21 protein-coding genes are annotated in these 25824 nt (G+C 59.8%); 16 read left to right on the forward strand and 5 right to left on the reverse strand.

The features are described from left to right. Nucleotides 1-145: 145 nt before the first annotated feature. From QYH43_RS14345 to QYH43_RS14370, 6 genes are all read left to right on the forward strand, one after another. Entirely contained in the window at nt 146-1828 is a 1683-nt protein-coding gene (locus tag QYH43_RS14345; RefSeq protein ID WP_095059957.1) for a fatty acid--CoA ligase, read from the forward strand. 336 nt (nt 1829-2164) lie between these two features. Beyond that, on the forward strand, nt 2165-4102 hold the full coding sequence (locus QYH43_RS14350) for a DUF1302 domain-containing protein (protein WP_095059956.1): 1938 nt from the start codon (nt 2165-2167) through the stop codon (nt 4100-4102). Between the two features lie 28 nt (nt 4103-4130). After that, entirely contained in the window at nt 4131-5495 is a 1365-nt protein-coding gene (locus QYH43_RS14355; protein ID WP_095059955.1) for a DUF1329 domain-containing protein, read from the forward strand. A 179-nt stretch (nt 5496-5674) separates the two neighbouring features. Then, nucleotides 5675-8413 (forward strand): LuxR C-terminal-related transcriptional regulator, encoded by a 2739-nt coding sequence (locus tag QYH43_RS14360; RefSeq protein WP_095059954.1) that lies wholly within the window; start codon nt 5675-5677, stop codon nt 8411-8413. 86 nt (nt 8414-8499) lie between these two features. After that, nucleotides 8500-9141: an MBL fold metallo-hydrolase gene (locus QYH43_RS14365; RefSeq protein WP_095059953.1), complete on the forward strand. Its 642-nt coding sequence runs from the start codon at nt 8500-8502 to the stop codon at nt 9139-9141. A 112-nt stretch (nt 9142-9253) separates the two neighbouring features. Further along, complete coding sequence (locus QYH43_RS14370; protein ID WP_095059952.1) at nt 9254-9964, forward strand: OmpA family protein; 711 nt, start codon at nt 9254-9256, stop codon at nt 9962-9964. Nucleotides 9965-10087: 123 nt separating this feature from the next. Here QYH43_RS14370 and ehuA read toward each other — a convergent pair whose 3' ends face one another. From ehuA to ehuB, 4 genes are all read right to left on the reverse strand, one after another. Beyond that, nucleotides 10088-10882 carry an ectoine/hydroxyectoine ABC transporter ATP-binding protein EhuA gene (gene ehuA, locus QYH43_RS14375; protein WP_095059951.1) on the reverse strand — a complete coding sequence of 265 codons (795 nt, stop codon included), beginning with the start codon at nt 10880-10882 and terminating at the stop codon, nt 10088-10090. Nucleotides 10883-10962: 80 nt separating this feature from the next. After that, a complete protein-coding gene (gene ehuD / locus QYH43_RS14380) occupies nt 10963-11619 on the reverse strand; it encodes an ectoine/hydroxyectoine ABC transporter permease subunit EhuD (RefSeq protein ID WP_095059950.1) in 657 nt (218 codons plus the stop codon). After that, nucleotides 11616-12275: an ectoine/hydroxyectoine ABC transporter permease subunit EhuC gene (gene ehuC / locus QYH43_RS14385; RefSeq protein ID WP_095059949.1), complete on the reverse strand. Its 660-nt coding sequence runs from the start codon at nt 12273-12275 to the stop codon at nt 11616-11618. Before ehuC ends, ehuD begins: the two co-directional genes overlap by 4 nt. 77 nt (nt 12276-12352) lie before the next feature. Further along, nucleotides 12353-13207 carry an ectoine/hydroxyectoine ABC transporter substrate-binding protein EhuB gene (gene ehuB, locus QYH43_RS14390; RefSeq protein ID WP_095059948.1) on the reverse strand — a complete coding sequence of 285 codons (855 nt, stop codon included), beginning with the start codon at nt 13205-13207 and terminating at the stop codon, nt 12353-12355. Nucleotides 13208-13499: 292 nt separating this feature from the next. Between ehuB and QYH43_RS14395 the strand changes: the two genes are divergently transcribed. The 8 genes from QYH43_RS14395 (at nt 13500) to QYH43_RS14430 (ending at nt 22946) form a co-directional block, all read left to right on the forward strand. Next, on the forward strand, nt 13500-14894 hold the full coding sequence (locus QYH43_RS14395; protein ID WP_095059947.1) for a PLP-dependent aminotransferase family protein: 1395 nt from the start codon (nt 13500-13502) through the stop codon (nt 14892-14894). Between the two features lie 107 nt (nt 14895-15001). After that, nucleotides 15002-15970 carry a hydroxyectoine utilization dehydratase EutB gene (eutB, locus tag QYH43_RS14400; RefSeq protein WP_095152866.1) on the forward strand — a complete coding sequence of 323 codons (969 nt, stop codon included), beginning with the start codon at nt 15002-15004 and terminating at the stop codon, nt 15968-15970. Between the two features lie 34 nt (nt 15971-16004). Further along, nucleotides 16005-16997, forward strand: coding sequence for an ectoine utilization protein EutC (gene eutC, locus QYH43_RS14405; RefSeq protein ID WP_095059945.1), 993 nt, complete (start codon nt 16005-16007; stop codon nt 16995-16997). 42 nt (nt 16998-17039) lie between these two features. Beyond that, on the forward strand, nt 17040-18230 hold the full coding sequence (doeA, locus tag QYH43_RS14410) for an ectoine hydrolase DoeA (RefSeq protein WP_095059944.1): 1191 nt from the start codon (nt 17040-17042) through the stop codon (nt 18228-18230). A gap of 3 nt (nt 18231-18233) precedes the next feature. Next, nucleotides 18234-19235 (forward strand): N(2)-acetyl-L-2,4-diaminobutanoate deacetylase DoeB, encoded by a 1002-nt coding sequence (doeB, locus tag QYH43_RS14415; RefSeq protein ID WP_095059943.1) that lies wholly within the window; start codon nt 18234-18236, stop codon nt 19233-19235. Between the two features lie 134 nt (nt 19236-19369). Further along, nucleotides 19370-19849, forward strand: a complete 480-nt coding sequence (locus QYH43_RS14420) for an Lrp/AsnC family transcriptional regulator (RefSeq protein WP_095059942.1) — start codon at nt 19370-19372, stop codon at nt 19847-19849. Nucleotides 19850-20076: 227 nt separating this feature from the next. Then, nucleotides 20077-21549, forward strand: a complete 1473-nt coding sequence (locus QYH43_RS14425) for an NAD-dependent succinate-semialdehyde dehydrogenase (protein WP_095059941.1) — start codon at nt 20077-20079, stop codon at nt 21547-21549. A gap of 11 nt (nt 21550-21560) precedes the next feature. Further along, entirely contained in the window at nt 21561-22946 is a 1386-nt protein-coding gene (locus QYH43_RS14430) for an aspartate aminotransferase family protein (protein ID WP_095059940.1), read from the forward strand. A 218-nt stretch (nt 22947-23164) separates the two neighbouring features. On the opposite strand, the gene QYH43_RS14435 is transcribed toward QYH43_RS14430, so the two are convergent. Continuing rightward, nucleotides 23165-23602: a YhcB family protein gene (locus QYH43_RS14435; RefSeq protein ID WP_095056944.1), complete on the reverse strand. Its 438-nt coding sequence runs from the start codon at nt 23600-23602 to the stop codon at nt 23165-23167. 144 nt (nt 23603-23746) lie between these two features. Between QYH43_RS14435 and QYH43_RS14440 the strand changes: the two genes are divergently transcribed. Continuing rightward, nucleotides 23747-24376 (forward strand): alpha/beta hydrolase, encoded by a 630-nt coding sequence (locus tag QYH43_RS14440; protein WP_095056945.1) that lies wholly within the window; start codon nt 23747-23749, stop codon nt 24374-24376. A gap of 24 nt (nt 24377-24400) precedes the next feature. Continuing rightward, a complete protein-coding gene (locus QYH43_RS14445; RefSeq protein ID WP_095056946.1) occupies nt 24401-25756 on the forward strand; it encodes a tryptophan--tRNA ligase in 1356 nt (451 codons plus the stop codon). Nucleotides 25757-25824 lie beyond the last annotated feature (68 nt).

A 25824-nucleotide genomic window follows, 5' to 3' on the forward strand; every position in this document is an offset into this window, starting at 1 on the left:
CTACGATGAAAGCCCATGAATGCTGGCGCAACGCTAGCATTTGCGCGGCTCTGCAAATCATTCCTTTGGCTGATTTGGCTGGCGAACAAGCGCACTACAGTGCGTACTTTCAGCCAAGACCGTGCAGTCAGAAAAAGGGATTCTTATGTTGCAGACTCGCGTTATCCCCCCAGCCGAAGGCGCTTACCAGTATCCGCTGCTGATCAAACGGCTGCTGATGTCCGGCGCTCGTTATGAGAAAACCCGCGAGATCATCTACCGCGACCAGTTGCGGTACAGCTATCCGACCCTGATTGAACGGGTCGCCCGTCTGGCCAACGTGCTCACGGCGGCCGGTGTCAAAGCCGGGGATACCGTGGCGGTCATGGACTGGGACAGCCATCGTTATCTGGAATGCATGTTTGCCATCCCGATGATCGGCGCCGTCATCCACACCATCAACGTGCGTCTGTCGCCGGAACAGATCCTCTACACCATGAACCATGCCGAGGACCGCTTCGTGCTGGTCAACAGCGAGTTCACCGGGTTGTACAACGCGATTGCCGGTCACCTGACCACGGTCGAGAAAACCCTGCTGCTGACCGACCTGCCGGAAAAGACCGCCGACCTGCCGAACCTCATCGGCGAATACGAACAGCTTCTGGCTGCCGCGAGCCCGCAGTACGACTTCCAGGATTTCGACGAGAATTCCGTCGCGACCACGTTCTATACCACCGGCACCACGGGCAACCCCAAAGGCGTGTACTTCACCCATCGGCAACTGGTGCTGCACACCATTGGCGTGTCGACCATCATGGGTTCGATCGACAGCGTGCGTCTGTTGGGCACCAACGATGTGTACATGCCGATCACCCCGATGTTCCACGTGCACGCCTGGGGCCTGCCGTATGTGGCGACCATGCTCGGCCTCAAGCAGGTGTACCCCGGCCGCTATGACCCGGAATACCTGGTGGAGCTATGGCGCAAAGAGAAGGTCACTTTCTCCCATTGCGTCCCGACCATCCTGCAGATGCTCCTCAATGCCAAGGCTGCGCAAAACACCGATTTCGGCGGCTGGAAGATTGTCATCGGTGGCAGCGCACTGAACCGCTCGCTGTACGAAGCCGCCAAGGTCAAGGGTATCCAGCTGACCGCCGCCTATGGCATGTCGGAAACCGGACCGCTGGTGTCATGCGCGCACCTCAACGATGAATTGATGGCCGGCAGCGAAGACGAACGCACCACCTACCGGATCAAGGCTGGCGTGCCAGGGCCTTTGGTGGAAGCGGCGATTGTCGATGCCGAGGGTAACTTCCTGCCGGCCGATGGCGAGACCCAGGGCGAATTGGTGTTGCGTGCGCCGTGGCTCACCGAGGGCTATTACAACGAACCGCAAAAAGGCGCAGAGCTCTGGGCCGGGGGCTGGCTGCACACCGGTGATGTGGCGACCCTGGACAGCATGGGCGTGATCGACATACGGGACCGGATCAAGGATGTGATCAAGACCGGAGGTGAGTGGGTTTCCTCCCTGGACCTGGAAGACCTGATCAGTCGTCATCCAGCGGTACGCGAAGTAGCAGTGGTAGGCATCGCCGATCCGCAGTGGGGTGAGCGGCCGTTTGCCTTGCTCGTGCTTCGTGAAGGGCAACAAATCGGGGCCCGTGAGCTCAAGGAGCATCTCAAGCCGTTTGTGGAATTGGGGCACCTGAGCAAGTGGGCGATTCCGAGTCAGATCGCCCTTGTTACTGAAATTCCCAAGACCAGCGTCGGTAAACTCGACAAGAAGAAAATTCGCGTCGACATCACCGAATGGCAAGCCACCAACAGCACCTTTCTCTCGACGCTTTAAGCGTCTGCCGGCGTGCCCAAAAGGCACGCCAGCCCCACCAAGCAAGCGCTTGGCTTGTCAAATTCATAAATTCAGCCATCCTTGCCATGCCGACAGTGTCGGACTGGCGAAAGGACTGTTCCAGAGTGGTTGGCAGGTGCAAATCACACTTTAGAGGGATCAAGCACTACTACCTGCTGGCTATAGTCCGTTCAAGGATTTTTAGAAACGGAGCACACGCACAAACAGGGGCGATGCAACTTTGGAATGACTTTGGGATGCCATGGCTCCCGGTTATCCACAGCGTTTTTAGAAGTGCTAATGCCATAACAATAAAATGCACATGGAGAAGCGTCGATGACATCAGTAAACCAGCTCTGGCGCCGGGCGAAACTGCCTCTGGCTGTCAGTCTTGCCTCTACGCTCGCCGGGCCAGCATTCGGCGTCAGTTTCAACGTTGGTGAAATCGAAGGTCAGTTCGATTCATCCCTGTCGGTCGGTGCCAGTTGGTCTACCGAAAGTGCCAACAAGAACCTCATCGGTGTCAACAACGGCGGCCGAGGCCTGTCCCAAACCTCCGATGACGGTCACCTGAACTTCAAGAGCGGTGAAACCTTCTCGAAGATCTTCAAAGGCATTCACGACCTTGAATTGAAATACGGCGACACCGGCATCTTCGTCCGTGGCAAATACTGGTATGACTTCGAGCTGAAAGACGAAAGCCGTGAGTTCAAGGACATCAGCGACGACAACCGCAAAGAGGGCGCCAAGTCGTCCGGCGGCCAGATCCTCGACGCCTTCGTTTACCACAACTACGCCATCGCCGATCAGCCGGGCTCCGTGCGTCTTGGCAAGCAGGTGGTGAGCTGGGGTGAAAGTACCTTCATCGGCGGCGGCATCAACTCGATCAACCCGATCGATGTGTCCGCGTTCCGTCGTCCGGGTGCCGAGATCAAGGAAGGCCTGATCCCGGTCAACATGTTCTATGTGTCCCAAAGCCTGACCGAAAACCTCTCGACCGAGGCTTTCTATCAGATCGAATGGGACCAGACCGTTGCCGACAACTGCGGCACATTCTTCTCGCAACCCGACGTGATCTCCGATGGTTGCGACAACAACCTGGCAGTACTTCGGACCAAAAACGGGCTGAACAGCGCACTGGCAGGAGCTGGGTTGCCAGCGAGCCTGCGCAATGCCGCCATCAACACGCTTGCCGCACGAGGCGTGTCCTGGGGTGATCCGGACGAAGGCGTGATCGTTCGTCGCGGCCCGGATCGCGATGCCCGCGACAGCGGTCAGTTCGGCGTGTCGTTCAAGTACATGTTCGATCCGCTGGACACCGAGTTCGGTGCTTATTTCATGAACTACCACAGCCGTGCGCCGATCTTCAGCGGACATGGTGCGCCGGCAAGTGCTTACAGCCCGGCGGGTCTGGTGGGCGCGTTGAGAGGGGCAGGTATTCCGGCCAATGTCGCGGCAGGTCTGGCCCCGACGTTGCTGCCATTGCAAGTGGCGGGCAACTCCAGCTACTACGTCGAATACCCTGAAGACATTCGCCTGTATGGCCTGAGTTTCTCTACCACGTTGCCTACCGGTACCGCGTGGAGTGGCGAGCTCAGCTACCGTCCGAATGCTCCGGTTCAACTCAACACCACCGACATTCTCTTCTCCGGTCTGACTCCGCTTAACCCTAGCGTTTCCGTGCTCTCGGGTACACCAGGTCAGGATCAGCAAGGTTATCGCCGCAAGGAAGTGACCCAGCTCCAGACGACGCTTACCCACTTTTTCGATCAGGTGATGGGTGCCGAGCGACTGACCCTGGTTGGTGAGGTTGGCTGGACCCACGTCGGTGGCCTGGAAGACAGCTCCGAAGCGCGTTACGGCCGTGACCCGAGCTACGGCCCTGGCCCGTTGCCGAACAACCAGTGTGTCACGTTGAACACCGGCACCCTGGCGGGTGGGGCGCAAAACAACGTCAGTCGCTACTGCGAAAACGACGGGTTTACGACCGCTAACTCCTGGGGCTACCGCGGCCGCGCCATCTGGGAATACAACGACGTGTTCGCCGGTGTGAACCTCAAGCCGAACGTGGCCTGGTCCCATGACGTCGAAGGTTACTCCCCAGGCCCAGGTGCCAACTTCGAGGAAGGTCGCAAAGCGGTCAGCCTGGGCGTCGATGCCGAGTACCAGAACACCTACACCGCGAGCCTGGCGTACACCAACTTCTTCGATGGCAAGTACACCACTGTGGATGATCGCGACTTCGTTGCGCTCAGCCTCGGCGTGAACTTCTAAGCACTGTATTTTCAGGACGAACGCACATATGAAAATGACCAAGAGTCTGTTCCACGCCGGTGTCCTCGGGTTTTCTCTGCTCGCGACCAGCGTCATGGCGGCGGTCCCTGCGGCCGAGGCGGACAAGCTGGGCAAAAGCCTGACCCCGATGGGTGCCGAAATGTCGGGCAACGCCGACGGCTCGATCCCGGCCTGGAAACCGTTGCCGAAGAACGCCGGCACTGTCGACAGCAAGGGCTTCCTGTCCAACCCTTACGCCAGTGAAAAACCGCTGTTCACCATCACGGCGCAGAACGTCGACCAATACAAGGAAAAGCTTGCCCCGGGCCAGTACGCGATGTTCAAGCGCTACCCGGAAACCTTCAAGATGCCGGTCTACACCTCGCATCGCGGTGCCACCGTGCCGGATGACGTGTTCGCGGCGATCAAGAAGAATGCCACCAACACCAAGCTGGTGTCCGGCGGCAACGGTTTGGAAAACTTCGAAACTGCCGTTCCATTCCCGATCCCGAAAACCGGTGTTGAAGTCATCTGGAACCATATCACCCGCTATCGCGGTGGTAGCGTGACCCGTCTGGTAACCCAGGCGACGCCACAGCCGAACGGCTCGTTCAGCCTGGTGTACTTCCAGGATCAGTTCGTGTTCCGCGACAAAATGAAGGATTACGATCCGGCGAACCCGGGCAACATCCTGTTTTACTTCAAGCAGAAAGTGACTGCCCCGGCACGTCTGGCCGGTGGTGTGCTGCTGGTGCACGAGACCCTCGACCAAGTGAAGGAACCACGTTCGGCGTGGGTCTACAACGCCGGTCAGCGCCGTGTGCGTCGTGCGCCACAAGTGTCCTATGACGGCCCGGGTACCGCTGCCGACGGCCTGCGTACCTCCGATAACCTGGACATGTTCAACGGTGCACCGGATCGTTACGACTGGAAGCTCGAAGGCAAGAAAGAGATGTACATCGCCTCCGACGCCTACAAACTCGACGATCCGAAGCTCAAGTACGCCGACATCATCAAGGCCGGTCACATCAACCAGGACCTGGCTCGTTACGAGCTGCGCCGGGTCTGGCATGTGGTTGCAACCCTGAAGGAAGGTCAGCGTCACATCTACGCCAAGCGTGACTTCTACATCGACGAAGACACCTGGCAAGCAGCGGTCATCGACCATTACGACGGTCGTGGTCAACTGTGGCGCGTCGCCGAGGCTCATGCCGAGAACTACTACGACAAGCAAGTGCCGTGGTACGCCCTCGAAGCGCTGTACGACCTGCAATCGGGCCGTTACCTGGCGCTGGGCATGAAAAACGAAGAGAAGTCCGCGTATGACTTCGGCTTCACGGCGACCACCAGCGACTTCACTCCGGCCGCCTTGCGCCAGGAAGGTGTTCGCTAAGGTGAGCTGAGCAGAGGCCGCATCCTCTCTAGAGAAACGCCCCGACTGGTTCGGGGCGTTTTTTTTTGTTCGTAGACTTTTTGTAGCCATTTGTAGCAATTACCTTCATTCCCTAGCCGATTACGGCTAGTCTGCGGACATCTGCACGCCGCCACCCGCAATTCAAACAAGAGCCGGCTATGACTGATTTGTCTACACCCAAAGGTTCTGCAACTGCTGCTGTCGCGACACTGGACGGGCGATTCTTTCGTCCGCCATTGCCCGACGGTCATGTCCTGCGACCGCGTTTGTGCGAGCGACTGAGCGCCGGTCTTGAAGGACGGTTATTGCTCGTCAGTGCACCGGCGGGGTTTGGCAAAAGTTCGTTAGCGGTGGAGTTCTGTCAGGCGTTGCCGAATCACTGGCGTAGCCTCTGGTTGGGGCTGAGCCCTCGGGACAGTGATCCCGGTCGATTTCTCGAGCGTTTGCTGGAAGGTCTGCAGGACTATTTTCCGCAGCTTGGTCGGCAGTCTCTCGGACTGCTGAAAATGCGTCAGCGCCATCAGCCGTTTGCCTTCGAAGAGTGGCTGGACGGCTTGCTCGACGAGTTGGCCGAGCACCTGTCTACGGCTTCGCCGCTGCTGCTGGTGCTGGATGATTATCATCTGGCCCAAGGCCCGGTTCTGGATCGTTGCCTGCAATTTTTCCTCAATCACCTTCCCGACGGCTTACTGGTGATGGTCACCAGTCGCCAGCGCCCGGACTGGCATCTGGCGCGGCTGCGGCTGTCACGCCAACTGCTTGAGTTACATGAACAAGACTTGCGTCTGACTCGCGATGAAGCCTTGAGCCTGCTTGCTCGCCACAGCACGTCCCTGCGTGGCGAAGCGCTGGAAAGCCTGATCCAGCGCAGCGAGGGCTGGGTTGCGGGATTGCGTTTCTGGTTGCTGGCCGCGACAGAGGCGGGCACCGAGGGCGCATTGCCTCAATCGCTGCACGGTGGGGAAGGGCTGATCCGCGATTACCTGCTCGAAGAAGTCATCGATTGCCTGCCCGCCGAAGTGCAATCGTTCCTCTACGATACGGCGCCCCAGGAGCGCTTTTGCAGCGAACTGTGCGACGCCGTTCGCGATGCCCATGACAGCGCGGAGATCCTGCGCTTTCTGCTGGCCCATCAGGTGTTTTTGGTACCGCTCGACGAGCACGGGCACTGGTATCGTTATCACCATCTGTTTTCCGATCTGTTGCGCACTCGGCCCGCCGCTCAGTCGATGGTGCCGGCGGCGAGCCTGCACCTGCGTGCGTGCCGCTGGTTCAACGCCCAGGGCCTGCTCGACGAGGCGGTGGAACAGGCCTTGCGTGCCGGTCACCTGGATGTCGCGGCGAACCTGGTGCAAAACCTTTCCGAAGAGCAACTGCTGGCCGAGCAGAACGTCGGCATGTTGCTGCGCTGGAAAATGGACTTGCCCGACAGCCTGCTGATCAGCACGCCACGCTTGATCGTGCTGTACAGCTGGGCGTTGGGGATGGCTTGTCAGCTGGATGCTGCCGAGGAGCTGGCGAGTCATTTGAGTCGCTTCCTGCCGGCGCCCTCGGCCACCGCGCAGAAATCCATGCTGGCCCAGTGGCTGGCGTTGAGCGGCATCATCGCGCGTGGCCGGGGCAATCGTGAGCTCACGCTACAGTATTGCCGGGAAGCGCTGGAAAGCCTTCCGTCCAAGCGTTACGGGCAACGTCTGATGTGCCTTTCGACCTTGTCCAACCTGGCCATAGCCGATGGGGATTTGTGGCGCGCTCGAGGGCTGAACCGCGACTCGCTGGAGTTGGCGCAACGCGTCGGCAACCCTTTGTTTGAAGCATTGGCCCATTACGATCGTGCCCGGGTCCTGCAAGCACGCGGGGAGGTCTGTCGGTCACTTGAAGAAGTTCGTCAGGGGTTGCAGCGCCTGCAAGGGTTGTCCTCGCAACGACTCTATGCCGTTCGTGCCCGACTGACCTTGTACGAGGGTTTGTTACTGGCTCTGCGCCTGCAACCCCAAGCGGCGCGGGTACGATTGCAGGCTGGCTTGAGTGAAGCCCGCGCCTGCCGCGATATCAGCGTATTGATCGGTCATTGCGTGATTGCCAGGCTCGACGGCAGCAGTGGCGAATTCGCCAAAGCCTTTGCCGAGCTCGCCGAAGCCGAACGTTTGATGCACATCTGGGATGTGCCGCCGATCTACTATCTGGCAATGATCACGCTGGTCAAATGTGAGCTTTGGCTGGCGCAGGGACGTACCGACCTGGCCGAAGCCTGGCTGGCGCGACTGGGGCAGACTTACAACGGCGAACACGCCGCGGCACCGCCGGAGTTTCACCCGCAACTGCCGCTGCACATTGAATTGCAACAAGCGTTGCTCGAGTCCATTCAGGGCCAGCCGATGCTGGCCGAGGGGCGTTTGAACACGCTGATCGAGCATGGTCAGCAATCAGGGCGACAGATGCTCAGTGCCATGGCGCTGACTCAAAAAATCACGTTGTTGCTGGGGAATGGGCGCGAGCCGGAAGCACGCAAGGCACTGGTGCAAGCACTGGACGCTGCCGGTGGCGGTGTTTTGCAATCGTTCGAAGGCTTGTTGGCCGAGCATCCGGACTGGTTGCGCGCGCAGCTTCAACTCAACCCGTCGACGCCCGTTTCACAGAGCCTTATCGAAAAGTTGCCGGCCTCGGTGGCTCGCTCCGATCTGGAGCCCTGTGCGGCGGCGGAACAACTCAGTGCACGGGAACTGGCCGTCCTGCGATTGATCGCCCAAGGCTGTTCGAACCAGGAAATCAGCGACCAGTTGTTCATTTCCCTGCACACGGTCAAGACGCATGCCAGCCATATCAACAGCAAACTCGGGGTTGAGCGACGTACACAAGCGGTGGCGCGGGCCAAGGCGTTGGGGATGCTGGGTTAAGAAGTTTTCACGTTACACATCCGGGTAAATGCTTCGATCCACAATTGTGCGAAAATCCCCCGTCCCCGTTTATCGAGCAGGCTCCGATGTCACAGCACCCCACCTTGATCCGCGAAACCTTCCCCGTCGGCCCGTTGCAGTGCAACTGCACGATCATCGGTGATCCGGTAACGAAAAAGGCGATAGTTGTCGATCCGGGTGGCAATCATGAGCTGATCCTGGCGCGGCTCGACGCCCTGGGTCTGAAAGTGGTCAGTATCATCCACACCCATGCGCACCTGGACCATTTCCTGGCTTCCGGCCAGTTGAAAGAAAAAACCGGCGCGACGCTGCATTTGCACAAAGAAGACCAGTTCCTTTGGGACAATCTTGAAATGCAGTGCCAGATGTTCGGTGTGCCTTACACTCCGGTGCCATCGCCGGATCGCTGGCTGGCCGATGATGAAGCGTTGGACTGCGGCTGCGGTGTCGCACTGCACACGCCGGGTCATACGCCGGGGTCCATGAGTTTCTGGTTTGCAGACGCCAAGCTGCTGATTGCCGGTGACACGCTGTTTCGTCGCGGTGTCGGGCGCACGGATTTATGGGGGGGCGATCAGGCGACCATTGTGCGTTCGATCAAGCAGCGGCTGTACACACTCGATGAAGACGCAACGGTGGTAACCGGGCATGGTCCGGATACCCGACTGGGCGATGAAATGCGCGAAAATCCTTTTGTGCGAGCCTGATTTGCCGTTGTGAAAGCAAGGCGGAATTTTTATCCACATTAATGATCCAACGCCCGCAAAGGCCGATGCCTTGGCCCGTTGCGCCACAGAATGCAAAACGTAGGAGCTTTACATGTTCACCACTCGTCGTTTGATGATTGTCGCTACTGCCGTGGCCGTACTGTCCGGCTGTGCTTCGCCCAACCCTTATGACGGTCAGCCGCAGGGCCAGACGGATACCGGCTCCCAAGGCATGAGCAAAACCGCCAAATACGGTGGTCTCGGTGCGTTGGCCGGTGCTCTGGCCGGTGCCGCCATCAACCACGATAACCGTGGCAAGGGCGCGTTGATCGGTGCCGCAGTTGTCGGTGCTTCCGCTGCCGGTTATGGCTACTACGCCGATCAGCAAGAGAAAAAACTGCGCGCCAGCATGGCCAACACCGGTGTTGAAGTGCAGCGCCAGGGCGACCAGATCAAACTGATCATGCCGGGCAACATTACGTTCGCCACCGACTCGGCGAACATCGCACCAAGCTTCTATCAGCCACTGAACAACCTGGCTGGCTCCCTCAAAGAGTTCAACCAGAACCAGATCGAAATCGTTGGCTACACCGACAGCACCGGCAGCCGCCAGCACAACATGGACCTGTCCCAGCGTCGCGCCCAGAGCGTAGCGACCTACCTGACGTCGCAAGGTGTCAGCGGTACCAACCTGAGCGCCCGTGGCGCCGGCCCGGATAATCCGGTAGCCAGCAACGGTGACACCAACGGCCGTGCACAGAACCGCCGTGTCGAGGTCAACCTCAAGGCGATTCCTGGTCAGCAGTATGGTGCTCAGCAGTAAGCACTTTTCAGGCTTAACGCAGTAAACCTGTGGGCGAGCCTGCTCGCGAAGCGGTATGTCAGTCAGCAACACAGTCGACTGGTACAACCTCTTCGCGAGCAGGTTCGCTCCCACATTGCGTTTCTAGTTGGCTTCTTTTACCGCACTGAGAAACGCGCGGGTACGTTCCTGCTGTGGATGTTCGAAGATCTGCGCCGGTGATCCCTGCTCGTGAATCTGCCCCTTGTAGAAGAAACACACGCGATCGGCGAACTCCCGGGCAAATCCCATCTGGTGCGTGACCATCAGCATGGTCAGGTTATGTTCGGCACCTAGCTTGCGGATAACGTTGAGCACTTCGCCGCACAGCTCCGGATCGAGTGCCGAGGTCACTTCGTCAAAAAGCATGACTTTGGGACGCATGGCCAACGCGCGGGCTATGGCCACCCGTTGTTGCTGTCCACCGGACAGCTGCGAAGGGTAGTGCCCCAGTTTGTTGCCCAGGCCCACCAGCTCCAGCAAATCCGCTGCTCGTTCGCGTGCTTCGGCGGGTTTCATGCCCAGCACCTGCACTGGCGCTTCAATGACGTTTTGTAAGGCCGTCATGTGCGGAAACAGGTTGAAGCTCTGGAACACCATGCCGATCTTGCCGCGAACGCGACGGATATGCCGGTCGTTTGCAGGCACCAGCACGCCGTTGCGATTGGGCATATGGGTCAACAAGTCGTCCTCGATGCGGATCAATCCGTCATCAATCCCCTCAAGCGTCATCAACACCCGCAACAGCGTGGATTTTCCCGAGCCGCTTGGGCCGATGATCGCTACTTTTTCTCCCGACGTGACATCCAGGTTCAAGTGGTCGAGCACCGTGAAATTGCCGTAGCTCTTAGTGACGTCCTGGAAGCTGACAATCGGCTTGACCGGTTTCGATTCAGGCATGGCACAGGCCTCTTGCGGGTGCAGTGATGTCAGGGTGCCGTGTCGGGAAAGGTCGTCGGAGGTCGAGATAGGAGAAGTCATTAGCGTAGCTCCAGGCGCAGTTCAAGGCGCCGTACCAGATAAGCCAAAGCGATGCTCAGGGCGAGGAAAAACAGACCGACCATGGTGATCGGCTCCAGGTAGCGGAAGTTCTCGGAACCAATGTTCTTGGCTTGCTGCATGATCTCGACCACGGTAATGGCCGACAGCACCGGCGTGTCCTTGAGCATGGCCACCAGGTAATTGCCCAGCGGCGGCAGGATCGGCCGAAGGGCCTGGGGGAGGATGATGTTGCGGTACGCGCTATAAGGCGCGATGTTCAACGCCGTAACGGCCTCCCACTGCGCCCGCGGCACGGCGTCGAGGCCACCGCGATACACCTCGGCGATGTAGCAGGCGTAATGCACACCAATGCCGATCACCCCCACCTGCATGGCTGTCATGCTCACGCCGTAATTGGGCAGCACGTAATAGAGGAAATACACCTGGATCAACAACGGCGTGCTGCGGATGAATTCGATCACCCCGGCGGTTGGCCACGATAACCAGAACAGGCGACTGCGTCGGCCGATGGCCAGAAACAACCCCAGTACAATGGCGATCAGGAAACCGAGCAGGGTAATGCCCACGGTGTTCAGCGATGCCCGCAGCAAATCGGGCAGGATCTGCCAGGCATATGTCCAGTCGAACAGGGTCATGACAGACCTCCACGCATCCGGCCGCGAGCCAAACGTCGCTCAACGCTGCGCATGCCGAGGTTGATCGCTTGAGCCAGAACGAAGTACATCACCAGAGCCAGGCTGAAGATTTCCAGGGTCTGGAAAGTGGCCTGGTCCAGTTGTCGGGCCCGGAAGCTGAGGTCCGACAGGGTGATCAGCGAGACCAGCGACGTATTTTTCAGCAACTCGATCAGCAGGTTGGTGCCCGGTGGAATGGCCGCCAGCAACGCCTGGGGCAAAATGATTCGCCGAAGGCGCTTGTAGCCGCTGAAGTTCAATGCAGTCGCCGCTTCGTACTGACCTTTGGCAACGGAGCTGATCGCACCGCGCATCACCTCCGCGCCGTAAGCACCGATGTGTAAGCCAAGGCCGACAATGGCCACGCTGTAGGGGCTCAGTTCGAGATTGAACGGTGGCAGCGGCAACACGAAAAACAACCAGAACAATTGCACCAGCAACGACGTGCCGCGGAACACTTCAATGTAGGCGACCGAGAACCAGCTCAGCGGCCGCCACGGCGACATGCGCCCCAGCGCCGCCAGAATGGCCGCGACAATCGCCAGGATCGAGCCCAAGAAGGTCACCTGGAGCGTGACCCAGGCGCCTTGTATCAAAAGCGGAAGTAACTCACCCATTGTTCACACCTGCGTGGTTCAACATCCGGAGTCAGCAGGGAAATAGGCATCGCGCCAGGGCGCCATGCCCGTTTCGACTATTGAGCGCAGAGCTCGGCAGCCGTTTTGCTTGTCACGTTGGATTTGTCGAAGCCGAAAGGGGCAACCGTCTTGAGATGTTCTTCGGAACCCAGCCACTTTTTCAGTTCGGCGTTGACCGCATCACGCAGGTCCTTGTCTTCCGGGCGGAAGGCGAGGGCGCCATAACCTGTGTGCGAGGGGTCATCCTTGAACTCGGTGACCGCTTCGACCTTGTCGCCGCCTTTGCTGGCCAGGCCTTTCATGGTCAGCTGGGTGCCGACGGCCGCATCGGCACGCCCGGCGCGCACGGCTTGCAACTGCGCGGTGGTGTCCGGTACCTGGAGGATCTGCGCGTCCTTCACGCCAGAATCCCGCGCGTATTTCAGGTTGACCGTGCCGGCCATGATCGCCAGTTTCACATCCGGGTTTTTGGCGATGTCTTCATAGCTGTGCAGATTTTTCGGGTTGCCTTTGGCTGTCAGGAGTGCGTCGGGCAACTGGTATTGCGGATCGGTGAAGATGACCTGCTTGCAGCGCTCGGGCGTGATGTACATGCCTGCGGCAATCACGTCGAAACGTCCGGCGCGCAGGCCGGGGATCAACGAGCCCCATTCGGTCAGTACGCCGTCGACTGTCTTGATGCCCATTTTTTCAAAGATGACCTTGGCGATTTCCGGTGATTCACCGGTGACTCTGCCGTCGGTTTCAGTGAAGGCGAACGGGGTTTCGTTTGCATAACCAATGCGGATGCTGCTGTTCTTCGTGATGGTTTCCAGCGTCGTGGCGTAGGCGCTGGTGGCCAGGCCGAATATCGCGCAAGCGACGAACAGGTGGCGCAAGACATGGGGAGTGCGGGGAATGGAATTGCTCATCGATAAAATCTCCTGTTTCTTGTGGATCCGTCTTTGACGGTTCTGTGGTAGGAGGCAGTGTGACAAGAGCAAAGCGTACGAGGGCTGGTCCACCTGTTGAGCCGAAGCGTGGGGAGACAGTTCCGGTACAGATCGATTGGTTGTTGTTGGTGGCTGGTTCGGCAGCCTGGGCATCGACCTTGTACCGAGCATACAAAAGCACTGTGCAGGATTGCATTGCACTAGGACAATTGCTTTGCGTGGATTCTCGCGGGATGCTGTGGCCACTGGCATGCACGCGGGTCGAACGCCGATGGACAAGTGGAAAGCAGCACTGGAAATCGCCCGTAGTGGCGAGTCGAAATACAAGATCCTCGTTCAGTCGATTGCCGACGATATCGAGCAGGGCGTGCTGGCCAATGATCAGCGGCTGCCGCCGCAACGTAATGTCGCCGATGCCATGGGCATCAGTGTGCAAACCGTCACTAATGCCTACAAGGAACTCGAGCGCCAGGGCCTGGTGAGGTGCGAGGTGGGGCGCGGCAGTTTTGTCTCGCGGCGCATGAGCGACCGGGTTGCCACGTATATTCTCGACAGCCCCGAACGAGCGCTGGTGGATTTTTCCATCACGCGGATCATGCACACCCGTGAGCATGACCAGTTCTGGCGCGAAACCTGTCGCGAACTCAGCACCGAAGAGGATCAGCCCTGGATTCACGCGTTTCGCCCGATTGCCGGTTTCGAGTCGCACCGTGAAGCGGCGATGCACTGGATCGCGCGGCAAGGCCTGCGGGTCGAGCGCGACGACATTCTGATCACCAACGGCGCTGCCCACGCCATTTTTCTGGCCTTGGCATCCCTTGCCGGCCCGGATGATGTAGTGCTTTGCGAAGGGTTGACCGACCACGGTGTGATCGGCAATTCCCAGGTGCTCGGGTTTACCCTCAAGGGTCTGGAGATGGACCGACATGGCATCGACCCCGAGCATTTCGAGGACATGTGCAGCAACGAGCGCATCACCGCTCTGGTCTGTACGCCAAACCTGAACAACCCGACCACCAGCCTGATGCCGGACAGCCGTCGACGGGAAATTGCCGAGATCGCTCGGCGGTTTGGCGTGCACATTATCGAAGACGATGTATATGGCCCTCTGCTGGACGAGCGCCGGGCACCACCGATCAGCCACTATTTGCCGGAACTGTCGTTTTATTGCACCAGCATGACCAAGTCGGTGCTCACGGGTTTGCGCGTCGGATATCTGGTGATGCCAAAGCGGCTGGCATTGCGCACCGAAAGTATTTTGCGGGTCAATAGCTGGATGGCAACGCCTATGGTCGCGGAGATCGCCACGCGCTGGATTCGCGACGGGCGCGCCGACACCCTGGTGGACCTGCAACGCAAACTCCTGTCCGGTCGGCAAGCAATGGTCAGCGAGTACCTGGACGAGTACCTGCTTGGCCAGCATCCCTATGCATTGAATGCCTGGATCGGCATTCCCCCTCATTGGGAAGTCGACAGCCTGGTGCGGGCGCTGCGCCACAAGCACATTGCGGTCACTTCGCCCGACCCGTTCACGGTGCGTGGCACGCCCAGGCCCCGGGCAGTCCGGGTGTGTGTCGGTGCCGAATGCAGCGACGACGAAATGCGCGATGCGCTGATGGGCATGCGCGAAATCTTCGGTCAGTACCCGCAGATCCATGATTTTTGAGCGGGCAACCGGTGCCAAAAAGTTTGTCGACTAAATTGCCCTAGTACATTCATCACGACAATCCAGCCCTCTTAGACTGCGCCCAACACCTCACTTGGGACGCGGTCATGTCAGTGCTGCTAAACGATATCTACCTCGCCCGCCAACGTATTCAATCGCTGGTCCGGTGCACGCCCATGGAACATTCGCCCAGCCTGTCCCGGCGGTTGGGCGTGCCGGTGTACCTCAAGCTCGAATCCCAGCAAATCACCGGCAGCTTCAAGTTGCGTGGCGCGAGCAATGCCGTGGCCCAACTCAATGCCGAGCAAAAGGCGTGTGGCGTGGTCGCCGCGTCGACGGGCAATCATGGGCGGGCACTGGCCTATGCCGCATCGCAGCAAGGTGTGAAGGCGACGATTTGTCTATCGCATCTGGTGCCGGGAAATAAAGTTCAGGCCATTCGTGATCTCGGTGCGCAAGTGCGCATCGTCGGCCAGTCCCAGGACGATGCCCAGTGCGAAGCCGAGCGTATTGCCCGCGAGCAGGGCGCCACTCTGCTACCTCCATTCGATCACCCTGCCGTCATCGCCGGCCAGGGCACACTGGGGCTGGAGATCCTTGAACAACTGCCGGATGTCGCTCAAGTACTGGTGCCGTTGTCCGGCGGTGGTCTGTTTGCCGGCGTGGCACTGGCCCTCAAAAGCGCCAACCCGCAGATCGTTACGCATGGCATCAGCATGCAGCGCGGCGCGGCCATGCACGCCAGCCTGTCCGCCGGACATCCCGTGGAAGTCGAGGAACTGCCGACCCTCGCCGACTCCCTCGGCGGCGGCATCGGCCTGGACAACCGTTACACCTTCAACATGACCCGCGACACCTGCGACCACCTGCATCTGCTCAGCGAAGCTTCCATCGCCCATGCCTTGCGCCATGCCTATCGCGAAGAGCGCCTGGTACTCGAAGGCGCGGCGGCGGTGGGAATTGGCGCTGTGCTTGATGGTTTGATCGAACCGCGTGGGCCGATCGTGGTGGTGGTCAGCGGTCGCAATGTCGACGTCGACCAGCATCTGCGTGTGCTGGCCGGCGCGGATGCGTGAACTCAATCAAAAATCAGACTGGAGTGCAGCGTTGATGAGTGAAATCACCCTGTTGAGCGAAGCGGATCTGCGAGCCTGCGTGGCCCTTGATCTGCCGAGTATCGAAGCCATCGAGCAAGCCTTCCTGCTGCTGGCCACCGCCGCCGTGGACATGCCGCCGATCCTGCGCCTGGACATCCCCGAGCATAACGGCGAAGTGGACGTGAAGACGGCGTATCTACCCGGACTGGAGCGCTTCGCAATCAAGGTCAGTCCGGGATTTTTCGACAACCCGAAACTCGGTCTGCCGAGCCTCAACGGCATGATGATGCTGCTGTCAGCACGCACCGGTTTGCTCGATGCCTTGTTGCTGGATAACGGCTACCTGACAGCCGTGCGCACGGCGGCGGCGGGCGCCGTGGCCGCACGTGCATTGTCGCGGTCCGACAGTCGCAGCGTGGCGCTGATCGGGGCCGGCGAGCAGGCGGCGTTGCAACTTCAGGCTTTGCGGCTGGTACGGCCGATCGAGAGCGTGCGGGTTTGGGCTCGCGACTACGCCAAGGCCGAAGCCTTCAGTGTCGATCTGGCGCGTGACAGCGGGCTGGCGGTCAGGCTGTGCGCAAGTATCGACGAGGCCATGGATGGCGTGGACATCGCCATCACTTGCACGCCGAGCCGCGAGCCCTTGATTGACGTGCGGCATTTGCAGCCTGGCCTGCACATCACGGCCATGGGTTCAGATGCCGAGCACAAAAACGAAATTGCCCCCAAAGCCCTGGCTCAGGTCGATTGCTACGTGGCGGATCGCTTGAGCCAGACCCGCATTCTCGGCGAGTTGCATCACGCCCTGGAAGCTGGCGTCCTCAGCGACGAGTCCGACTTCGCAGAGTTGGGGCAGGTGCTGGCCGGGCAGTGTCCCGGTCGCACAAATGAAACACAAATCACTTTGTGCGACCTCACCGGCACCGGTGCTCAGGACACGGCCATGGCCAACCTGGCATTCGAGCGCGCGCGTTCGGCAGGCAAGGGATTCCAGTTCGGCAGTTAACCGGTTTTTTCATCCGCGTGTCATTTATCAGAGGGCAGGTGCATGTCTCAGATAGTCGTCAATCTCCCGTTCGAACGGGGGGAATATGCCCAGCGTCTGGCCAAGGTTCGAGCGGCCATGCAGGCGCAGGGCATCGAGTTGTTGCTGGTCACCGATCCGTCGAACATGGCCTGGCTGACCGGCTACGACGGTTGGTCGTTTTATGTCCATCAGTGCGTGCTGCTGGCGCTCGACGGCGAGCCCGTGTGGTTCGGTCGCGGGCAGGATGCCAATGGCGCCAGGCGCACGGTGTTCATGCGGCAGGAGAACATCGTTGGTTATCCGGACATCTACGTGCAGTCCCGGGAACGTCACCCGATGGATTACCTGTCGCGGGAAGTCATCAGCGCCCGTGGTTGGGACGCGCTGACCATCGGTGTGGAGATGGACAACTATTACTTCAGCGCTGCGGCTTACCTGTCGCTGAAAAAACACTTGCCGAGTGCCACGTTGGTGGATGCGGTCGGCCTGGTGAACTGGCAACGGGCGATCAAGTCGCCGCAGGAAATCGCCTACATGCGCATCGCCGCTCGCATCGTTGAAAACATGCACGGGCGGATCCTCGAACGGATCGAGCCGGGCATGCGCAAGAATGAATTGGTGGCCGAGATCTACAGCAGCGGCATCCTCGGCGCCGACGGCCATGGCGGTGATTACCCGGCCATCGTGCCTCTGTTGCCGACCGGTGCCGATGCCAGCGCGCCGCACCTGACCTGGGACGATACGCCGTTCGAAAAGGGCGCCGGCACCTTCTTTGAAATCGCCGGTTGCTACAAGCGTTACCATTGCCCGTTGTCGCGCACCATTTACCTGGGCAAGCCGCCGCAGCATTTTCTCGACGGTGAAAAAGCCGTGGTCGAAGGCATCGCCGCCGGGCTTGAAGCGGCCAAACCGGGCAACACCACCGGCGACATCGCGACGGCGTTTTTCAAGGTGCTGGAGAAATTCGGCATCCACAAGGACAGCCGTTGCGGCTACCCGATCGGCATCAGTTATCCACCGGATTGGGGCGAGCGCACCATGAGCCTGCGTCCCGGCGACACCAGCGTGTTGCAACCGGGCATGACCTTCCACTTCATGCCGGGCCTGTGGATGGACGACTGGGGGCTGGAGATCACCGAGAGCATTCTGATCACTGAAACCGGCGTCGAAACCTTGTGCAACGTGCCACGCCAACTGTTCGTGAAGGATTGAATCATGAGCGAATTGCCGGACAACCCAATCAGCGCCACGGTGGATTTCGCCCGTGAAGGCGTGCAGCACGGTTTTCTCAAACTGCCGTATTCCCGGGACGACTCGGCCTGGGGGGCGGTGATGATTCCGGTCACGGTGATTCAACGCGGTGAGGGGCGGACCGCGCTGCTCACCGGTGGCAACCATGGCGACGAATACGAAGGGCCGGTAGCACTGAGCAAACTGGCGCAAAGCCTGTCGGCCAAAGACGTGAGCGGGCGATTGATTATCGTGCCGTTCATGAACACCCCGGCGTTCCATGCCGGGCGACGTACGTCACCGATCGACAAGGGCAATCTCAACCGCAGTTTTCCCGGCAAGCCGGACGGTACGGTGACCGAGAAAATCGCCGACTACTTCACGCGTACCTTGCTGCCATTGGCCGATATCGTGCTGGACATTCACTCCGGCGGACGCACCCTGGATTTCCTGCCGTTCGCCGCTTGTCATGTGCTGCCGGATAAACAGCAGCAGGCGCAATGCGAGGCCGGGATGCGTGCCTTCAATGCACCGTACAGCATGCGCATGCTGGAACTCGATGCCGGGGCGATGTACGACACCGCCGCCGAACGCCAGGGCAAAGTCTTCGTCACCACCGAACTGGGCGGCGGCGGCTCTTCCACGGCGCGCAGCGTGGCGATTGCCGAACGCGGTGTGCGCAATTTGCTGGTGCATGCCGGGATCCTTGACGGCGAGGTGCAGCTCGCACCGTCGATCATGCTCGACATGCCCGACGGCGATTGCTTCATCGCCAGCGAGCACGACGGTCTGCTGGAAATGTGCCGTGATCTGGGGGACAACGTGGAGCAAGGTGAAGTGATTGCCCGGGTGTACGACGCTACCCGAAGCGGCGCGGCGTCGGTTGAATATCGTGCGGCGCGCAGCGGTCTGCTGGCGGCGCGGCATTTTCCGGGACTGGTGCGCTGTGGCGATACCATTGCGGTAATCGCGGATGTATTGAACTAACCCAAAACCCCATGTGGGAGCGAGCCTGCTCGCGATAGCGCCAGCTCATCCAATAAAGACGTGACTGACATGCCGCCATCGCGAGCAAGCTCGCTCCTACAGGGTTTCTCATCCATTCAGGAGATTCTCGGCCCATGCACAAACTCGATCGCTATGACCTGAAAATCCTGCGAATCCTCGCTGAAGACGGGCGTATCACCAAATCGAGCCTGGCTGAGGCGATCAACCTGTCGGTAACGCCTGCGTGGGAGCGGGTGCGCAAACTCGAAAGCCTGGGCTTGATCAAGGGCTACCGGGCGCAGATCGACTGGAACGCGGTGTTCAAAAGCCAACAGGTGCTGGTGGAAATCACCTTGGCTCGACACACCGCGCAGGACATGCGGCGTTTCGAACAGCGCATGAACGAGGCTGCGGAAGTGGCGTTCTGTTACGCCACCGGTGGTGGCGTCGATTACATGGCGATGATCCAGGCACCGGACATTGACCATTACCAGCGCTTCATCGACCAGTTGTTGCTCGACGACCTGGGCATCGAACGCTACTTCACCTACATCGTCACCAAGACCATCAAGACCGGCGGCGCGTTGCCGGCCGAAGTGGCGCAGGAGCTTTGAAAACACGCTATTCCCTGTGGGAGCGAGCCTGCTCGCGATAGCGCCCTTACATTCAACCCTGCATTGACGGGTGTCCCGCCATCGTGAGCAGTATTCACACCGCAAAAATCCCCGATTTACCCCCGCTCAATCAGAAAAAACCACCTGCCGCACCCCGTTCAAACGCCAAATCCCCGAGGTCTTGCTGCCCTAGCATGGTTCTACGCACACGGATTGGAGTGAACGCCATGACCTATAAACATCCACTGCTGTTCAAGGCCCTTTGCTACGTTGACGGCCATTGGGTCCACAGCGACAGCGGTCACAGTATCGCCGTGCATAACCCGGCCGATCAAAAACTCATCGGCCATGTGCCGATGCTCGATCAGCCGCAAATTGTCGCGGCCATCGACGCGGCCCACCGTGCGTTTACCGGCTGGCGCGAACAAAGCCTGGAGGCACGCGGGTTGATTCTGCGACGCTGGGCGGCACTGATTCTTGAGCATCAGGAAGACCTCGCGCGGATTCTCAGCCTGGAGCAGGGCAAGTCCCTGGCCGAGTCCCGCGGTGAAATCGCCTATGCGGTCAGCTTCATTCCCTGGTTCGCCGAGGAGGCGCGGCGCCTTTATGGGCAGAACATTCCCAGCCACATACCCGGTGCGCACCTGGGCACGCTCAAGGAACCGGTCGGTGTCTGTGCGCTGCTGACCCCGTGGAATTTTCCCTCGGCCATGATCACCCGCAAAGCGGCGGCCGCCTTGGCAGCCGGTTGTACCGTGGTGATCAAGCCCGCCCATGAAACACCGTACTCCGCGTTTGCCCTGGCGCAACTGGCGGAGGAAGCGGGTTTCCCGGCCGGTGTGTTCAACGTGGTGCTGGGCGAACCGCAAATGGCCATGCAAACCCTGGTGCAGGACCGTCGCGTGCGCTCGGTGAGTTTCACCGGCTCGACCCGTGTGGGTAAGTTGGTGCTGCAAGCGGCGGCTGCGGATGTAAAGAAGGTATCGCTGGAACTGGGCGGTAACGCACCGTTCATTGTCTGCGCCGATGCCGATCTCGGGCTGGCAGTAAAAGTCGCGGTCGTCGCCAAGTTCCAGACCTCCGGCCAGGATTGCTGTGCGGCCAACCGCATCATGGTCGATCGCTCGATCTACCCGGAATTTCTCAAGGGTTTTGCCTCGGCGGTGCGTGAACTGCGGGTCGGCCCGGCGATGCTCGGCGATCGGGAGCAGAGCGTCGATATCGGCCCGTTGATGCATCAGGCCGCCTTTGATGTCACCGCCGAGCGTGTGGCCGATGCCTTGCAACAGGGGGCGCACCGACTGGTGGGTGGCGAAGCGCATGCGCTTGGTGGCCTGTTCTATCAGCCCACAGTGTTGGCAGACGTCACACCGCAAATGCGCATTTACCGCGAAGAGAACTTTGCGCCGATTGCCGGAGTGATGCCGTTCGACAGCCTTGATCATGCCATTGAGATGGCCAACGACACCGAATACGGTCTGGCCGCCTACATTTGCTCCAATCGCCTGGACCTGATCTACCCGCTGATTCGTCGTCTCGACCACGCCATGGTCGCGGTCAACGGCGTCAAGTTCACCGGCCATCCGATTCCGTTCGGGGGCATGAAAGCCTCGGGGCTGGGCCGTGAAGGCGGCACCGAGGGCTTTGAAGCCTTTGTCGAAACCAAATACTTCTGCCTGCACCATCAAGGCCAGTTCTGAGGAGATCTACCATGAGCCAAGAATTCGATACCCTGTTCGAGCAAGACCGTGCGCATTTCATGCACCCTTCGACCCATGCCCATGACCACGCCAGCGGAGCACTCAAGGGACGCATCATCAAGAGCGCATCAGGCATCCGCATTCGCGACCACGAAGGCCGCGAATTCATCGACGCCTTCGCTGGCCTGTATTGCGTGAACATCGGCTATGGTCGCACCGAAGTCGCCGAGGCCATCTACAAGCAGGCCAAGGAACTGGCCTATTACCATACCTACGTGGGGCATTCGACCGAAGCGATCATCGAACTGTCGAACCGCATAATCGACTGGGCACCGCAAGGCATGAAGAAGGTCTACTACGGCCTCTCAGGTTCCGACGCCAACGAAACCCAGATCAAGCTGGTGCGCTACTACAACAACGTACTGGGTCGTCCACAGAAAAAGAAAATCATCTCCCGAGACCGCGGTTATCACGGCTCGGGCATCATGACCGGCAGCCTGACCGGCCTGCCAACCTTCCATCAACATTTCGACCTGCCGGCCGAAGGCATCAAGCACACCGTGTGCCCCCACTGGTACCGCAAGGCGCCGACTGGCATGGATGAGGCCGCGTTCGTACATTACTGCGCCGACGAACTGGAGAAAATGATCCTTGCCGAAGGCCCCGACACCGTGGCGGCGTTTATCGGCGAGCCGTTGATGGGGACGGGCGGCATCATCGTGCCGCCAGCGGGTTACTGGGCTGCAATTCAAGCCGTGCTGAATAAATACGATGTGTTGCTGATCGCCGACGAAGTGGTCTGCGCTTTTGGTCGCCTCGGCTCGAAGATGGGCAGCCAACGATACGGCATGCGTCCGGACCTGATAACCACTGCCAAAGGCCTGACCAGCGCCTATGCACCATTGTCGGCAGTGATCGTCGGTGAAAAGGTTTGGGATGTCATCGAAAAGGCCTCCGAATCCCAAGGTGCCATGGGCCATGGCTGGACCTATTCCGGACACCCGATCTGTGCCGCAGCGGCGCTGGCCAACCTCGATATTCTGGAGCGGGAAAACCTCACGGCCAATGCCGAGAAGGTTGGCGGCTATCTCAATCGTCGACTGCGTGAAACCCTGGAAGGGCATCCGCTGGTGGGCGAGGTGCGCGGCGACGGCATGCTCGCAGCGGTTGAGTTCATGGCTGATCGCGAACAACGCACACCGTTCGATGCAGCACTGAAAGTCGGCCCGAAAGTCTCGGCGGCTTGTCTTGAGCGCGGCATGATTGCCCGGGCGATGCCCCATGGCGACATTCTTGGCTTCGCGCCGCCGTTGGTCTTGACCGAGGCAGAGGCGGACCTGATTGTTGGCATCACCAAGGACGCAATTGATCAGGTGGCGGGGGAGGTTTTGGGTTAAGTCATTCGGCCGGAGTTCTTTGTGTCGTCCGTTCCGGGCCCATTGCGAGCAAGCTCTGACAGTGATCGATGTCGTACACAACATCTGTGTTCAACAAATAACCCTGTGGGAGCGGGCTTGCCCGCGAAGAGGCCCTGACAGACACCGAAAATACTGGATCAGAAATAAAAAAGCCCCCGGACAAGTGATTGTCCGGGGGCTTTTGCTTTCCTGAAACCCTATGACTTCTTCAGGCCGTAATGCTCATCGAGCATGCCCGGAGAGTTCGGGGCTTTTGGAGCGTAGTCGCGCGGTGGCTCCTGATCGCGCGGCGGCGTCAGGCGTTCACGTGGCGCTTGTGCCGCATCGGCGTGCAGGGAGGCCAGCAAGCGTTGGCGGGTCTGCTCGTCCAGGGCCAGGCGGTTGGCGCCCTCGGCGAGATGATCCTGCACTTCCTGATAGCTCTGAGTCAGTTTCTTGACCAGTGTGGCCGTGCTGTTGAAGTGGGTCACCACCTCGTTCTGATAACTGTCGAAACGTTCCTGAATATCGTCCAGCTGACGCTGCGTGCGGTTAGGCGCGGCGTTCGGCGCGAGGCGAGCGATCAGGAACCCAATGGCGACACCCACAACCAGGGCAAGAGTCGGTAACAACCAAACTAAGAGCGAGTGTTCCACGAGTCCTTCCTCTATAAACGGCTTTGCTTTACGTTAACGGCTCCAACCTGCGCTGTATACCGCGATTCACTCGCAATAGATTGGCACAGACAATTTGCTAGACGAGTCGACCTGATTCGAGGTCACGGAGTTCCTTCCTTGCTTATGCGTGAAACCCCTGTAGTGATTGATGGCCCGGTGGGGCAACTGGAAGCACTTTACCTGGATAACGAGCAGCCACGCGGCCTCGCGCTCATCTGCCATCCGAACCCGGTGCAGGGCGGCACCATGCTCAACAAAGTGGTCTCGACCCTGCAGCGCACCGCGCGCGATGCGGGTTTGATCACCTTGCGTTTCAACTACCGTGGCGTCGGCGCCAGCGAAGGCTCCCACGACATGGGCACTGGCGAAGTCGATGATGCCCAGGCGGTGGCCGATTGGTTCCGGGCCAAACATCCGGAATTGCCACTGACCCTGTTCGGTTTCTCCTTTGGCGGATTTGTTGCAGCAAGTCTCGGCGGACGTCTGGAAGCGAAGGGTGAACAGATCAAGCATCTGTTCATGGTCGCTCCGGCCGTCATGCGCCTGGGTGCTCAGGATCAACTGCCGCAGCAGGGCGAGGTGACGCTGATCCAGCCGGAAACCGACGAAGTGATCGATCCGCAGCTGGTTTACGAATGGTCCGACACGCTCGAACGCCCCCATGAGCTGCTGAAAGTGGCAGAATGCGGACACTTTTTTCATGGCAAGCTGACCGATCTCAAGGATCTGATCCTGCCGCGCCTTTCGAATTGATTGCAGTCTGACAAGCGATTACCCATGACGACCCGTACCCGCATCCTCACCGGCATCACCACCACCGGCACGCCGCACCTGGGCAACTACGCCGGCGCCATCCGCCCGGCCATCATCGCCAGCCGCGACAGTAATGCTGATTCGTTCTACTTCCTGGCCGACTACCACGCCCTGATCAAGTGCGATGACCCGCTGCGCATCCAGCGCTCGCGTCTGGAAATCGCCGCGACCTGGCTGGCCGGTGGCCTGGATGTGGATCGCGTGACGTTCTATCGCCAGTCCGACATCCCGGAAATCCCGGAGCTGACCTGGCTGCTGACGTGCGTCGCCGCCAAGGGCCTGCTTAACCGCGCCCACGCCTACAAGGCGTCGGTGGACAAAAACGTCGAGACCGGCGAAGACCCGGATGCCGGCATCACCATGGGCTTGTACAGCTACCCGGTGCTGATGGCGGCGGACATCCTGATGTTCAACGCGCACAAGGTGCCGGTCGGTCGCGACCAGATCCAGCACGTGGAAATGGCCCGCGACATCGGCCAGCGTTTCAACCATCTGTTTGGCCAGGGCAAAGAATTCTTCACCATGCCCGAGGCGTTGATCGAAGAGAGCGTCGCCACATTGCCGGGCCTGGACGGTCGCAAGATGTCGAAGAGCTACGACAACACCATTCCGTTGTTCAGCAGCGCCAAAGAGATGAAGGACGCGATTTCGCGGATCGTCACCGACTCCCGCGCCCCGGGCGAAGCCAAAGATCCGGACAATTCGCACCTGTTCACCCTGTTCCAGGCGTTTGCCTCTGCGGCGCAAGCCGACGAGTTCCGCAGCGAACTGTTACAGGGCCTGGGTTGGGGCGAGGCGAAGAGTCGCCTGTTCCAGTTGCTGGACAGCGACCTAGGCGAGTCCCGCGAGCGTTATCACCAGTTGATCGAGCGTCCGGCAGATCTGGAAGACATCCTGCAACACGGCGCGAAAAAGGCCCGTGCGGTAGCGACGCCGTTCCTCAACGAACTGCGTGAAGCGGTCGGCCTGCGCTCCTTCGTTGCCCAGACCCAAGTGGCGGCGACTACCAAAAAGAAAGCCGCGAAAACTGCACGTTTTGTCAGCTTCCGCGAAGACGACGGCAGTTTCCGTTTCCGTCTGCTGTCGGCGGATGGCGAGCAACTGCTGCTGTCGCGAAACTTTGCTGATGGTAAAACCGCGGGTCAGGTGACCAAGCAGCTGCAAGCTGGCCAGGTTCTGGACGTGCGCAGTGAAGACCTGAGCTTCAGTGTCTGGCTGGAAGGCGAGTGCGTTGCCGACAGCCCGAGCTTCGCCGACGGCACCGCTCGCGACGCAGCGATCGAAGCCTTGCGCATTGCCCTGACCCCGGTTCAGGAATAAACAACGGTTCGGCCCGACCAAGGGCTGATTGCCATTCCTCGGGGCCGTCGCTACAGTGACGGCCCGTT

The sequence above is a fragment of the Pseudomonas sp. C32 genome (assembly GCF_030417915.1).
In the GTDB taxonomy this organism is placed as follows: Bacteria; Pseudomonadota; Gammaproteobacteria; order Pseudomonadales; family Pseudomonadaceae; genus Aquipseudomonas.

Coding starts and splice junctions, on each gene's coding strand:
- QYH43_RS14345 (WP_095059957.1), top strand. CDS start 146: ATGTTGCAGACTCGCGTTATCCCCCCAGCCGAAGGCGCTTACCAGTAT.
- QYH43_RS14350 (WP_095059956.1), top strand. CDS start 2,165: ATGACATCAGTAAACCAGCTCTGGCGCCGGGCGAAACTGCCTCTGGCT.
- QYH43_RS14355 (WP_095059955.1), top strand. CDS start 4,131: ATGAAAATGACCAAGAGTCTGTTCCACGCCGGTGTCCTCGGGTTTTCT.
- QYH43_RS14360 (WP_095059954.1), top strand. CDS start 5,675: ATGACTGATTTGTCTACACCCAAAGGTTCTGCAACTGCTGCTGTCGCG.
- QYH43_RS14365 (WP_095059953.1), top strand. CDS start 8,500: ATGTCACAGCACCCCACCTTGATCCGCGAAACCTTCCCCGTCGGCCCG.
- QYH43_RS14370 (WP_095059952.1), top strand. CDS start 9,254: ATGTTCACCACTCGTCGTTTGATGATTGTCGCTACTGCCGTGGCCGTA.
- ehuA (WP_095059951.1), bottom strand. CDS start 10,882: ATGCCTGAATCGAAACCGGTCAAGCCGATTGTCAGCTTCCAGGACGTC.
- ehuD (WP_095059950.1), bottom strand. CDS start 11,619: ATGACCCTGTTCGACTGGACATATGCCTGGCAGATCCTGCCCGATTTG.
- ehuC (WP_095059949.1), bottom strand. CDS start 12,275: ATGGGTGAGTTACTTCCGCTTTTGATACAAGGCGCCTGGGTCACGCTC.
- ehuB (WP_095059948.1), bottom strand. CDS start 13,207: ATGAGCAATTCCATTCCCCGCACTCCCCATGTCTTGCGCCACCTGTTC.
- QYH43_RS14395 (WP_095059947.1), top strand. CDS start 13,500: ATGGACAAGTGGAAAGCAGCACTGGAAATCGCCCGTAGTGGCGAGTCG.
- eutB (WP_095152866.1), top strand. CDS start 15,002: ATGTCAGTGCTGCTAAACGATATCTACCTCGCCCGCCAACGTATTCAA.
- eutC (WP_095059945.1), top strand. CDS start 16,005: ATGAGTGAAATCACCCTGTTGAGCGAAGCGGATCTGCGAGCCTGCGTG.
- doeA (WP_095059944.1), top strand. CDS start 17,040: ATGTCTCAGATAGTCGTCAATCTCCCGTTCGAACGGGGGGAATATGCC.
- doeB (WP_095059943.1), top strand. CDS start 18,234: ATGAGCGAATTGCCGGACAACCCAATCAGCGCCACGGTGGATTTCGCC.
- QYH43_RS14420 (WP_095059942.1), top strand. CDS start 19,370: ATGCACAAACTCGATCGCTATGACCTGAAAATCCTGCGAATCCTCGCT.
- QYH43_RS14425 (WP_095059941.1), top strand. CDS start 20,077: ATGACCTATAAACATCCACTGCTGTTCAAGGCCCTTTGCTACGTTGAC.
- QYH43_RS14430 (WP_095059940.1), top strand. CDS start 21,561: ATGAGCCAAGAATTCGATACCCTGTTCGAGCAAGACCGTGCGCATTTC.
- QYH43_RS14440 (WP_095056945.1), top strand. CDS start 23,747: ATGCGTGAAACCCCTGTAGTGATTGATGGCCCGGTGGGGCAACTGGAA.
- QYH43_RS14445 (WP_095056946.1), top strand. CDS start 24,401: ATGACGACCCGTACCCGCATCCTCACCGGCATCACCACCACCGGCACG.